Genomic DNA, 12406 nt, shown 5'->3' with positions numbered 1-12406 from the left:
ATCATTGGGTTTTTATTACGTGGTCCCGTTTATCGGCAGGCTGTATATCCAACAGCTTATTTACCTTCACGTTGTTCAATAACAGTAAGGGTAAAGTTTTAAAACCGGAAACATTTATCTTTTCGGCAATAAGCCCGTTCACGTCATCAAAAACAAATGGTGTACGGAAATCATACCCGGTGTAATTGACGTGTATGTTTTTCAAATTGATACCTTCGGCATGCCTTGCGTAAAAAGCGGATACAGGCAATTCGCCAAACATCGAAAACTCGGGGTAGGCAGATATTTGTTCAGGCACTTTGGATAACGAATCAATATTAAACCATGCTACCTTCTTTTTAGCTACGGCAGCATAGCTGATATCAATGCCCTCCAGCGTAACATTGCTCACCGGCGAACCGGGAATACCAGCAACCGACATCGGAAAAACATTATGCGCAAATTGTTCGGGTGGCCCTTCCATATGGTAACCAGCATCCGGCTTTCCGGCTGGTATCCCGGCTTTAACATCGGCAATATAAATCCCACTAACCGAACCTGCCGCTCTTAACTTTTGACGTTTACCTAATCGTATAAAAATGGCGTTGCCGGTATTTTTCGCTACTACATGTCTTATATCAATATCTTCAATCACACCTCCGTCAACCGATTCGATAGCCACTGCCGAACGGAAAGTATCATACACCTCAATATTACGAACCGTTATTTTTTTAAACCCACCGAAGGATGCTGTACCCATTTTAAATGCACTCGCACTTGAGCGGATCCTGCAATCGGTAATAACAATGTCTTCGCAAAAACTTTTAGGATCGGATGATTTTAAACAGATACCATCATCAGCAACATTAAAAAAACTGTTGGTAAGCTTTACCTTTTTGCAATCTACCAGATCGATCCCGTCATTGTTTAAAAACGTGTTGCTGATAACCTTTATATTATTGATCAACATATTGGTACAAGCCCGGTATTCCTGTATCCAGCACAAACCATTTTTGATGGTCACATCACTAATCTTCACATTATCGCATTGTTTAAAAAATATCAACTTCGGTCGGTTATCTTCTTCTGGCCGCAATTGGTGCCACTCGTTATAAGTTTTCCATTCTTTGTCTTTAAGCTTACCGTTTCTGAGCATCCGGTATATATCTTTCAATAAAGCTTCGCCTCTGCCATTTATAATGCCTGTGCCGGTGATCGCTATATTTTTACAGCCACTTGCTACTATTAAAGGCGATGCTTTTCCCGGGCCATAGGCTATACGTTTAACAGTTGCCAATAGCTGTGCGTTTGGGGCTAAACGCAATTCGACATTTGATTTCAGATCGATAACACCTGTTACAAATTTGCCTTGCGGCACCAGCACTATGCCTCCACCCGAAGCTGTACAATTATCAATAGCTTTTTGAATAACATGCGTATTATCGGTTTTACCATTACCCACCGCACCCAAAGTGGCAATATTGAAAACCTTTTGCCCGGCTTTAACCTGATGGATGAAAACTGTAACACAGGAGAACAGAATGATAACAAATGCAGATCTGAGTTTCATATGAAGATATATATTGTTACTAAGCGAATGAATCAGGCGACGGAGAATACCCCGTCGCCGGTTTAGTCCAATTGAACAATTAGTACCCAGGGTTTTGAACAAGCGCTTTATTTAGCTGCATCGCCGATGTCGGGATCGGAAAAATACGGTGTGCGGGGTTAGCATCTGTTTTAAAACCCCAAGAACTTTCGTATTTGCCAAACCTGATCATATCGTTTCTGTGCCATGATTCCCAGGCAAATTCCCTGCAACGCTCTGCATAAAGGTCATCAAGCGTAACGGTGCTCCATGCAGCCGATGTAGTCCGCTCGGCACGTAGGGTGTTAACCAATGTAAGCGCTGTTTGCCCGAGGGTAGTTGCCCCTCCCCTCAAAATAGCTTCAGCTTTCATCAGCAAAATATCTGAATAACGGAATATTGGAATATCGTTTTTCATGTTCCTGTTCAACGAAGTAGAATCCGGGTAAAATTTAATGTTACGATAGCCCATGTTCCAGCCTATTTCATCGTTACCCACGTCAAACGTGCCAACATCTTGCCTTAAAACAATGTTAGGTGTTAATTCAACCTGGTATGTTAAAGCGCCGTTAGGGTCGCTTCCAGTATAAAACTGGTTATAGCTTTGATTTGTTGTAGTATAAGTTACCGGCGTTATGCCATCAAACTGGTATTGCTTGCCGGTTAGCCATTGTTTGTTCCTGATATCGTTAGGATCATTAAAATTGGCATAATAAGTTGGCAGCGTGCTTATAGCTCCGTCTGGTGTGAAATTTACTTTGTACTTATTTACCAATCTCCTTGGCAAATCGTACCGCTGATGAAGGTTCTGGCTTCTGAAAGGCAGTGTATTTGCTGCAGTAGGATCAAACGGTATAGCAAAAATAAACTCGGCAGTTTGTGGCCCGTTATCCGGGTAAAACATTTTGAGGTAGGTACCTCTTGCCTCAAGATGAAAAGCGCCGGAATTGATCACATTATCGCAAGCGGCTATACAATCGTCATAACGCTTGGTGCCTGTGTAATATTCGGCATTGAGGTACATTTTTGCAAGCAACGCATAAGCCATGTATTTGGTTGGCTTGCCATAGGTGGTTTGCCCTGTAGTGCTGCTTAGCGAAGGCAAAGCGGCTTTGATTTCCGATTCGATAAAGTTAAAAACCTCGGAACGGGTTTTGTTAGGATGTGCTGCATAATCGCCGGCTACGGTAACAATTGGCACATTGCCAAAACTGTCCATCTGATAAAAATAAGCAAGGGCCCTAACCATCCGTATTTGTGCCAGGTCCTGCTGTTTGGCTGTTCCTTCCGGCTCAGCGGCCTGAAGTGTTGCCAGTGTTTGGTTGGCCAGACCAATAATAGTGGACGTCCAATACCACTCCCCGCTAACACCGGGATGGTCCTTTGTCCAGGTATGGTAATGCAGCTGCTGAAATTCACCACCATTATACCAGTTACCACCGTAAGCCGGGAAGATCACCTCATCGGTACTTGCCGATTGCATGAAAAAGTGCTCGACTGAGATATTGCCCCGCAAAGCCACGTAAACAGGACCCGCCGCTTGCGCGTATTGATCTGTATTTTGAGGAAAAACATCCGGGGTTAATTCTGTTTTCACCGGTACCGATACTTTTTGGCACGATGCAAAACATAGCGTAAGTATAGCGCAAAAGCCAATGCTTTTTAATATTCTGTTCATGATAATTTCTTTTAACTGGTTAAACTTAAAAAGTTACGTTAGCCCCTATCAGGATGGTCCTGGTTTTGGGATAAAAGTTATTATAGTCCACACCGGGAGAAATACCGCCCTGGTTAATTTCAGGATCCACACCTTTATACTTGGTTATGATGAACACGTTATTGGCCGAAGTATAGATCCTGAAAACCTTGATGTACTTACTGTTCAGTTTAAAGTTGTAAGCAAGGGTGGCATTATCCAAACGCAGGTAACTTCCGCTTTCCACAAAACGAGATGAGTACAAATAAGCATTGTAATCTGCTGCCGATTCGCCTGCTGCATCCTTCAGGATATTGGTGTACTGTGCTGTGTTAGGCCTGAAAAGATCGGCGCGTGTTGCGTCAAATATCTTGTTACCAAATACGCCTCTGAAAAAGATATTCAGATCGAAATTTTTATAATGAAAATCATTCGACCAGCCAACCAATAATTTGGGTTGTGCACTGCCTAGGTAATGATAATCCGTACCAATTGTTGGCGCAGTTGTCAACTTGCCATCGGCACCAACAAATTGCGAAACTCCATTAGCGTTTTTGCCAGCGTACTGAAGCGAAAAGAATTGGCCCAGAGGTTTACCTGATTTTAAGATCTGCAAGGAGTGGCTTGATTGACCAGCACCTTCGGGGAAGGAATACAGCACCGAATCGCCTCCTGAAAACAGTGGGTTAGACAAACTGTTGATAACGTTTTTATTATGCGCAAGGTTCAGCGCGGTCGACCACCTGAAGTTAGCAGTCCGTACCGGCGTGGTGTTAATGGTTAGTTCGATACCTTTATTGGTCATGCTGCCGCCATTTGCCACAATAGTACCGGTTGGCACCAGGATAGGATCAACTGCATATGAGAAGATCATTCCCGTTGTTTTTTTGTTATAAACCTCAAGCGCGCCGGTCACTTTTCCTTTAAACAATTCAAAATCCAAACCCAGGTTGGCAGTAGAGGTTTTTTCCCATTGCAGGTTTGCATTAGCTGCTTGTGTAGCTCCCAGAGCATTGATATAATTTCCATTACTGTAAAAAGTACCGAGGCTACCTGAAATAGCTTGTGCCGTATAGGCATTGAAACCTGTTGAGTTACCTGTTATACCATAACTGGCACGTAGTTTCAGATCGTTTATGGTATTATTTTCTTTCAGGAAGCTTTCCTGGCTTACGCGCCAGGCGGCACCTACCGATGGAAAATATCCCCATTGATGCTCTTTACCAAAAACAGAGCTGCCATCGCGCCTTACAGAAGCCTGCAACAGGTATTTATCATTGTAGTTATAATTTACCCTGGCAAAATCAGAGATCAGCCTCGTTTCCTGAAACACACCATCGGCACCAAAATTAACCTGAAAACCAGATACGGCATAAGGGTTGCTTAAGGCCAGGTTGTTGTAACTTACATTATCAACCGGGAAGTTGGTAGTGGTTGCCTGGAAACCATCTCCTATAGTATTATTCTGCCAAGAGTACCCTAATACTGCATTGATGGAGTGATTGCCTATTTTTTTATCCCAGTTAAAATATGTTTCTATAATTTTATTAACTGTTTGTAACGAACTCCTTGTAGCTTGGCCGTTACTACCAAAGGTTTGCTGCGTATGATAGCCTAAACCAGGCTCCGGGTTATCATATAAACCGTTGTAATGAGATGTGAAATAAGAGGTATAAAACTCTCCGTGTAAAGTAGTAGTATTTAAATAAGATAAATTTAAGTTGTATGTTAAGCCGAAAGGCAATTTCAGCTGGGTGTTAAACGCAGCAACAAGATTATTGTATTTTGTATCACTCACGCTGTTGTTTAGCATGCCAACCGGGTTATAGTAGTTTTGCGTTGTCGGGTTTTCAAAATAGCTTCCATCGGCATTCTTTATCGGTGAAACCGGCAGGAAAAGCGCTGATTGCAGCAGGATCACGTTTCGATATGGCACATCATTAGCATTACTGTTGGAGTTGGTTACAGATAAGCTAAATTTAAGGTTATCATCGAAAGCGCTTTGTGTTAAAGCCAACCGGCCAATAACACGCTCCAGGCCGGTATTGGCAATGATACCATCTTTTTTTACATAGTTTACGCTGGCATAGTAGCTGCTATGGTCGGTACCGCCGCTGAAAGACAGGTTATGATTGTGAGATATGGCAGTGTTTCGCTCAATAGCTTTTTGCCAATTGGTATTCGCTCCTTTATCATCGGAAGCAGAAAGCGCCTGGTTATTTGTTTTCAGGAAACCCCTTAACTCGGCAGCGTTCATCATAGCAAGCTGGTTGGCTACCTTTTCGGCACCTACATAGCCGTTATATGATATTGATAACTGCCCTTTTTTACCTTTTTTCGTGGTAACCATAATAACACCGTTAGCTGCCCTGTTACCGTAAATGGCAGTTGCCGCGGCATCTTTCAATACATCTATAGTAGCAATATCATCGGGGGCTATGGTAGCAATATCAACACCAGGAACACCATCAACTACGTAAAAGGGCCCCTGCGAACTGTTTATTGTAGATGCACCACGCAGAACAACGGCAGCAGGTTTGTTAGGGTCGCCGCTGGCAGTAATGTTCAATCCCGGAACTTTACCTTGTAACAACTGGCCAACATCTGTAATGGCCCCTTTGTTCAGATCTTTATTATTTACCGTTGAAACGGCGCTGCTTAATGTGGCACGGGTCGCATTACCATAACCTATCACCACCACTTCGCTCAAACCTTTGGCAGCTTCAACAAGGGTAACGTTAAGCGAGGTTTGCTCGTCAACCAATACTTCCTTCGTTTCGAAACCTAAAAAACGAAACTGTAAAATATCACCCTTATTAGCATTAATAGTATACGAACCATCAGCAAGGGTAGAAACAGCCGTTTGTCCGCCTTTTATCAATACCGTAACGCCCGGAATAGGACTCCCCCTACTATCCGTAACCTTTCCAGTTATTTTTTTGGGTACAGCGGGCTGCTCTTCATCCTGCTGCTTTGGTGTAATACGCTCCTTAATGATAATGGTATTATCATCAAGTTCGTAGGTTAAGGGTTGGTCTTTAAATATCTGGATCAGCACCTGGCTAAGCTCCATATTCACTACATTAATAGTAACCGGTTTTGCCTTCAGCATAACAGTGTTATTGAATATAAACAAGTAGCCTGTGCGTTTATGCAGTTCTTTTAAAACTGATTTCAACTCGCTGTTTTCTTTAGTAATACTAACTTTTTGCGCCATGGTACGGGCACTAAGTTGCATTGCCAGTAAGAAAATTAGTAAGCCCGTGATCTTCATCGTCCTTAGTACCAGTTTTAAATAATTTCTTGTTTGTTGGTAGTTACATTCTCCGTGCCGAACAGGCACAGGAATTTTAGAATGCAAGAGTAGTTTCATACATTTGAATGTTTGGGTTAAGTTTAAATCAGAGTCGAATTTGAAATTTGGGTTAATCCAGGCATATCGCCTTTCCGGCCGGAATCCGGGAGGGCTTTTTTTATGGGGTCACCGCTGAAGAGGTAAGTTTTTATTTATCCATATTTTGCAATTAAATTAACAATTGGGTTAAAGCTATTTTTTTTCTATGATCACTTTATTGGCGGCAATAGTAAACTTAATGCCACCGGTTGTTTCAAGCAACTTCAGCGCTTTTGATAATGGAATATTTCTTTTAACCAGGCCTGTAAAATTGAGCTGCGGTTTAGGCCCCCTATACTCCACATCGATATTATACCACCGGGCCAGTTCAAGCACTACCTGCTCAAGTTCTGTATTATCAAAAAGGAACAGGCCATTTTTCCAGGCGACAACATCTTCGGTATCAACTGTTTTTACATCAAATTTCCTGGCGCCAGTATCATAAACCGCCTGTTGCCCAGGCACCAGCAAATGCTTTTGATTGCCATTTGATATTTTAACCGAGCCTTCTAAAAGAGTTGTTTTGCCCGGTTGCTCACTATAAGCACGGATATCAAAATGAGTACCCAGCACTTCTACCTTCTGGTTTCCGAAGCTTACTACAAAAGGCATTTTTTTATTTTTAGCAACTTCGAAGTAGGCCTCGCCGCTAATGCTGACATTTCTTGATTTGCCGGTAAATGCTGTGGGGTATGAAATAGACGATTCAGCATTAAGCATAACCACTGTACCATCCGGCAACTGCAATCTGTATTGCCCGCCTCTCGGCGTGGCCATGGTGTTCATCAACGAAGTAATACCTGCCTGGCTTCCAGGCACATAAGCAAGACTTCCGTTGGTCAGTTTTACAACCGCAGTATTACCCTGCTGCACAAGCTTGCCATTCTGCGCATCGTTCAATTGAATTTTAGCGCCGTTGGCAAGTATTAAAATTGCTTTATCACCACCGGGGCTAACATCATGATGTATTTTTCCTGCCGCGAGGGTGTCATTGCTTTTTCGCAAACGGTATTGATATATACCAAATGATAAAGCCAAAACCAATATGGCAGCAGCTACATAGATGAATTTATTTGTTCGTTTTCTTAGCGGCATGATCTTCTCGTCCAAATCATCGGAAACTGGGTCACCCAATGCGGCGTGCAGCATTCTATCACGGGCACCAGCAGGGAAAAGATCATCCTCAAACTGATTTGATTTGAATACTTCTTCCATCAACCGCTGCACCAGCATCTCTGACCCTGGCTTATTGATGAACTGCATTAATTCATCTCGCTCGGCCGGGGTTTCAGTCTTGTTAAAATACTGTTGGAATAAGTAGCTTAATCTTTCAGACATCTTATTTTTTCTCTTATACAACTAAAGAGTCAAAAAGAATAAAAAAGGGGTAGTCGAAAACAAGAAAAAAATATTTTATTTTAAAAAATGAACGCAAACCATAAAAAACAGCAGAAACAACTGGTCGTTCTTCTCAGAAATACTGTTTTTAATGAATTTATTAGCTGCTACAACATGCTTTTTCACAGTCTCGGGAGAGATCGAAAGTAACGTTGCGATCTCGCTGTACTTTAAATGGTTTATTTTGCTGAGCTCATAAACCTTTCGTTGTTGCGGTGGCAACTTCCCAATGAGCTCGTCTATCATATAAGAGAAATCTCTCTTCGTATTGGTTTCGTGCTGAAAAGAGCATTCTTCCTGGTATTGTTGTTCAAACCGCTGTTGCTTGGTACGAGCTGCTGCCTTATCTTTTAAAAAACGATAGGTTTTATTGCGGGTTATAATAAAAAGATAGTTTGTAAAACTTTCTATCTCCGAAAGGCTCTCCCTCCCCGACCATATCTTTACAAAAACATCCTGTACAATCTCTTCCGTGGCCTCAAGTGATTCTGTCAATCTATAAACATATTGACCGAGGTTTTTATAATAAAAATCGAACAGGCAAGTGAATGCCCTTGCATCTCCAGCCGAAATTTTGCTGAGGATCTCGGTTTCATTATGAATTGGCTTGATGGACAATGTTTAATTAATGGATCTTAAAATTATATAATTTTTATCATACCGTTAAATTTATCTACAACTATTACAACAAACCTGTTACAAAGAGCGCAAATCAAACTATCGCCAGTAATTACCCTTGACAGATTTATGCTTACATAGATTAGATGTTTTTGCCGGAGCGGGGAGCAAAAAAGCCGCCCTGTTTGACGCTGACCACAAGACAATTGCTAGAAGGGCGGCGCTATTTAAGCCACATACTTAAATATTAAGAAATGGCACCTGTTATCCTGAATACATAAGCAGGTTGCTCAGGTAATCTTTCGGGAAAGGCAATAGTGAGACCGTCCTTGTTCGCTTTAAAATCTATTTTCGGCTCATAGCCCAATAAACTTATAGCGGAGATATCCTTTTTATTAGCCAGGCTTTTTATTAACACCTGACTCTCCGGCCTGCCCATTACCATTGCATATAGTACGCCTTTTTTAGTTGTAAAACGGATATCGGCCGAAGAAAATGGCTTTCCTTTGCCCTCGTTAAATCCTTGGGTCGCCAAAGGGGCCGCGTTTTCTGATGCCGGCCCTTCTCCAAATTTCACCCATGGTCTGGTACCATAGATCGCTTCCCTGTTTATCTGCATCCAGGTTGCGACACCTTCAACAATGGCGCGTTCTTTTTCGTCGATAGAACCATTACCCCTTATCGGAACGTTTAGCAATAGGTTTCCGTTTTTGCTCACAACATCAACAAGCGTTTGTATAACTGTTTTAGCAGACTTGTATTTATTTTCGTCGTAAACACGACGGTCGTAATGCCAATTACCAATACAGGTATCAGTTTGCCATGGTAAAGGTTCTATCTCATTGCTTTGACCGCGCTCAATATCCCAAACCATACATTTACGTTGCTGTTCATCTAATATCTTTCCGTTTACCACGGCATTTAACTTCCCATATTTCCGTATACTATTATTGTACAGATCAGCCGTTATTTGGAGGCCAACATTGCTTACGGGCCAAAGAGGGAGTACGGTATCATCAAAATACATCAGGTCGGGTTGATAGTTATCCATCAACATTTTTATCCGTTTATAAAACCGGTCACAATATTCATTTGATGGAGGACAAGCGCCATCAGCCCAGGCCCATTGTTTATTATTATCCCTTCCTGCGGCACTCAAAGGATGGTGCTGGGCATAAAGATCTTGCGGATCAAACCCATCCCACCATTTTCCTTTGCCATCAGTGGCCGTCATGTTTCCATCATAAGGAATACCAGTCAATGGGCCGGTTTTATCAGTTTTTTGGGCATCCTCATACCAACTCCATGCGTGGGAAGCATGTACACTTATCCCAAAAGGAAGCTGATTTGACTTAGCAGCATTAGCCCAGCCTTTGATCAAATCTTTTTTGGCCCTATCTGCGTTGAATTCCAACGCTGGTATGGGTTTGGAAAAAGATCAAAATTATCATGGTGGTTCGCAAGCGCCACAAAATATTTGGCGCCGGCTTTTTTATAAAGTGAAACCAGCTTATCAGGGTTCCATTGATCTGCCTTCCATTCGTTAATCACATCTTTAAAGCCAAATTTTGAGGGGTGCCCATCCTTTTTGCAATGGTACTTATACTGTTCACTACCTTCCTCGTACATGCCGTGGGCGTACCAGTCGCCATATTCGGGCTCACATTGCGGGCCCAGTGCGCCCAGATTCCAAATTTAGCGTCCCGAAACCAATCCGGCACCTGGTATTGGGCAAGTGAGTTCCAGGTAGGCTGAAAATGTGCCGATAATCCAGTCTTTCCGGCAGCTATCGCATTCCGGCCAAAAAGTTTATATAGGTACAGAGAGGGTATGACCGTCAATCCTCCTTTTATCAAAGTTCTTCTTTTCATAGCATTTAGAACGCAATATATTTTTGAACCACTAATTCAGTAACAAGCAGCGCGTTGCATTTCATGAGGTGTAAATAGTCTTCGCAATATTCAGTTATTGGTTAAGGTTCTGTGATATTGATTTTTCAAACCTACAGCATCCATTGTTCAAAAATTTGCATAAAATGGACTTTTTTTTGTAAAAAACCGACCTTGAAACTGGTAAAGCATTCATAAACAATGGCATATTTAGTTTATATTTGTATATTTTCGTCTCAGATGGTCAAAAGGAATTTAGGGCATAGTTTTTCGCTCCTTAATATTGATTACGTCAAACTTAATTCGAAATGGAATTACAGAAATGTGATCAGTCCGTACTATCGCATTTACTATATCGATGATGGCGAAGGAAGTTTATCAGATGCTACCCATTCGCTAAAGTTAGAGGCCGGGTGCATATATATTATTCCAAGTTTCACTTTGTGTAATTTAAGCTGCAACAATTTCCTGAGTCAGTACTTCATACAGTTTTTTGAAGACTCAATAGATGGGAACTCCCTTTTTTCCAGCAATAGGAATATACTAAAAACTGAAGCATCGGAAACAGATGTCAGGCTTATTAACCGTTTATTGGAAATCAATCCCGGAAGGGGACTCAACAGGTCAGACAATCCCAGCATATATGAAAAGGATATTTTTTATAAAGAATACCAGGGACTAAACAATCAGCAAAATATTTCAGCCTACTTGGAAACACAAGGGATACTCATGCAATTAATAGCCAAGTTTCTTAACCCCCAGCTTTACAAGCACCCCAGCCGCGATCCCATTCCCTTAAAAATAGCTGAAACCCTGAACTATTTACTTGTTAATTTACACCAAGACCTTTCTATTCATCAACTGGCCACGCGGGCCAATCAAAACATTGATTATTTTTCACGACAATTTAAGCTTCATACCGGTATAAGGCCGTTAAATTTTGTAAACGAAAAACGCGTAGAGCGTGCACAATACCTGATGGCCACAACAAGGATGCCTTATTCAGAGATTTGCGTACAAACGGGCTTTGACAACCTCTCCTATTTTTCAAGAACCTTCAAAAAGCTAACAGGCATGTCACCCAGCGCCTATAAAAAGCAAATATTCCAGGTTGGGTTTGAAAATTGAGGATAACACATAACAGCATTGTAACCAGCTAAGTATTTCAAAGCGGAATTCTATTTTACTGATTTGGCTTAAGATCAACTGTCTCGCATAGCCTCTGCCCTGATAATCGGGATGGGTACCAACGGCGCTCACCTCAACGAAAATTTCACTGTGAAAGCTGAAGCCTCCCATCGCCACCAACCGCCTGACATCAAATATGCCTTCATAATTGCCTTAACTAACAAATTTGAGCAACTACCTGATAGTGCACAACTAATAATACTTATAGTATTGATTCTCATAACTGCAACTGAAGTTTTTGGAAGATCATATATCTTTAATAAGCCACGTGTTCTTAACGGATGGGGATTTATACGAAGGCTATCAAATAAAAAGAAACGTCAATTATTTAAATTAGGAGAACTAAAAGCAAGTGAGCAACAATATAAAACAGAAAATAAATTTGTATTTCCGGAACTTGTGGACAGGCGGATAATATCAGACATAGTTTAAAATTATTTAGGGTGATTTTGTTTAAACAGATCATTGAAAATCAATTAATTATTCAAAATTACATACGTTTAACAAGCTCAAAGTCTTAAAAAAGTAGTTCTGAAAGTTTCCCTAGTCTATTAGGAACAAAGGCCATTAAATGCGTTTGTTCCATTTAGGTAGTTGCCATTGCATTCTAAAAAATCTGTAACCAAATCGATTTTCAAGTCCCTTGGGAAATCTTG

Annotated in this window: 9 protein-coding genes and 1 pseudogene; 2 read left to right on the top strand and 8 right to left on the bottom strand. The window is 41.5% G+C overall.

The genetic code is table 11. The annotated features are described in order from the left end of the window. Position 1: 1 nt before the first annotated feature. The 7 genes and pseudogenes from ACTJKG_RS18600 to ACTJKG_RS18570 all read right to left on the bottom strand — a co-directional run. The gene (locus ACTJKG_RS18600; protein ID WP_172337243.1) at positions 2–1549 is read right to left on the bottom strand and encodes a glycoside hydrolase family 28 protein; all 1548 of its coding nucleotides are present in this window, start codon (positions 1547–1549) and stop codon (positions 2–4) included. Positions 1550–1628: 79 nt separating this feature from the next. Then, positions 1629–3245 carry a RagB/SusD family nutrient uptake outer membrane protein gene (locus tag ACTJKG_RS18595; protein WP_440740091.1) on the bottom strand — a complete coding sequence of 539 codons (1617 nt, stop codon included), beginning with the start codon at positions 3243–3245 and terminating at the stop codon, positions 1629–1631. Between the two features lie 25 nt (positions 3246–3270). Then, entirely contained in the window at positions 3271–6537 is a 3267-nt protein-coding gene (locus ACTJKG_RS18590; RefSeq protein ID WP_440740090.1) for a TonB-dependent receptor, read from the bottom strand. A gap of 273 nt (positions 6538–6810) precedes the next feature. Next, positions 6811–7995 (bottom strand): FecR domain-containing protein, encoded by a 1185-nt coding sequence (locus tag ACTJKG_RS18585; protein ID WP_440740089.1) that lies wholly within the window; start codon positions 7993–7995, stop codon positions 6811–6813. A gap of 75 nt (positions 7996–8070) precedes the next feature. Continuing rightward, on the bottom strand, positions 8071–8673 hold the full coding sequence (locus tag ACTJKG_RS18580) for an RNA polymerase sigma factor (protein ID WP_440740088.1): 603 nt from the start codon (positions 8671–8673) through the stop codon (positions 8071–8073). Positions 8674–8920: 247 nt separating this feature from the next. After that, positions 8921–9112: an alpha-L-fucosidase C-terminal domain-containing protein gene (locus tag ACTJKG_RS18575; RefSeq protein ID WP_440740222.1), complete on the bottom strand. Its 192-nt coding sequence runs from the start codon at positions 9110–9112 to the stop codon at positions 8921–8923. 222 nt (positions 9113–9334) lie between these two features. Continuing rightward, positions 9335–10544 (bottom strand): annotated as a pseudogene (locus tag ACTJKG_RS18570) (alpha-L-fucosidase); the annotation flags it as partial. Between the two features lie 258 nt (positions 10545–10802). On the opposite strand from ACTJKG_RS18570, the gene ACTJKG_RS18565 reads away from it, so the two are divergent. Further along, positions 10803–11690 carry a helix-turn-helix domain-containing protein gene (locus tag ACTJKG_RS18565; protein WP_440740087.1) on the top strand — a complete coding sequence of 296 codons (888 nt, stop codon included), beginning with the start codon at positions 10803–10805 and terminating at the stop codon, positions 11688–11690. On the opposite strand, the gene ACTJKG_RS18560 is transcribed toward ACTJKG_RS18565, so the two are convergent. After that, the gene (locus ACTJKG_RS18560; protein WP_440740221.1) at positions 11640–11861 is read right to left on the bottom strand and encodes a hypothetical protein; all 222 of its coding nucleotides are present in this window, start codon (positions 11859–11861) and stop codon (positions 11640–11642) included. The two genes, ACTJKG_RS18565 and ACTJKG_RS18560, sit on opposite strands and share 51 nt — an antisense overlap. Here ACTJKG_RS18560 and ACTJKG_RS18555 point away from each other — a divergent pair. Then, positions 11802–12182 (top strand): hypothetical protein, encoded by a 381-nt coding sequence (locus ACTJKG_RS18555; protein ID WP_440740223.1) that lies wholly within the window; start codon positions 11802–11804, stop codon positions 12180–12182. The genes ACTJKG_RS18560 and ACTJKG_RS18555 overlap by 60 nt on opposite strands. Positions 12183–12406 lie beyond the last annotated feature (224 nt).

The sequence above is a fragment of the Mucilaginibacter sp. 22184 genome, assembly GCF_052045695.1.
Taxonomy (GTDB): domain Bacteria; phylum Bacteroidota; class Bacteroidia; order Sphingobacteriales; family Sphingobacteriaceae; genus Mucilaginibacter.
This window is presented reverse-complemented; position numbering and strand designations above follow the sequence as displayed.

Excerpts from the sequence above, each read along its gene's own strand:
- ACTJKG_RS18600 (WP_172337243.1), bottom strand. The coding sequence starts at position 1,549 with ATGAAACTCAGATCTGCATTTGTTATCATTCTGTTCTCCTGTGTTACA.
- ACTJKG_RS18595 (WP_440740091.1), bottom strand. The coding sequence starts at position 3,245 with ATGAACAGAATATTAAAAAGCATTGGCTTTTGCGCTATACTTACGCTA.
- ACTJKG_RS18590 (WP_440740090.1), bottom strand. The coding sequence starts at position 6,537 with ATGAAGATCACGGGCTTACTAATTTTCTTACTGGCAATGCAACTTAGT.
- ACTJKG_RS18585 (WP_440740089.1), bottom strand. The coding sequence starts at position 7,995 with ATGTCTGAAAGATTAAGCTACTTATTCCAACAGTATTTTAACAAGACT.
- ACTJKG_RS18575 (WP_440740222.1), bottom strand. The coding sequence starts at position 9,112 with ATGGGCAGGCCGGAGAGTCAGGTGTTAATAAAAAGCCTGGCTAATAAA.
- ACTJKG_RS18565 (WP_440740087.1), top strand. The coding sequence starts at position 10,803 with ATGGTCAAAAGGAATTTAGGGCATAGTTTTTCGCTCCTTAATATTGAT.
- ACTJKG_RS18555 (WP_440740223.1), top strand. The coding sequence starts at position 11,802 with ATGGGTACCAACGGCGCTCACCTCAACGAAAATTTCACTGTGAAAGCT.
- ACTJKG_RS18560 (WP_440740221.1), bottom strand. The coding sequence starts at position 11,861 with ATGGGAGGCTTCAGCTTTCACAGTGAAATTTTCGTTGAGGTGAGCGCC.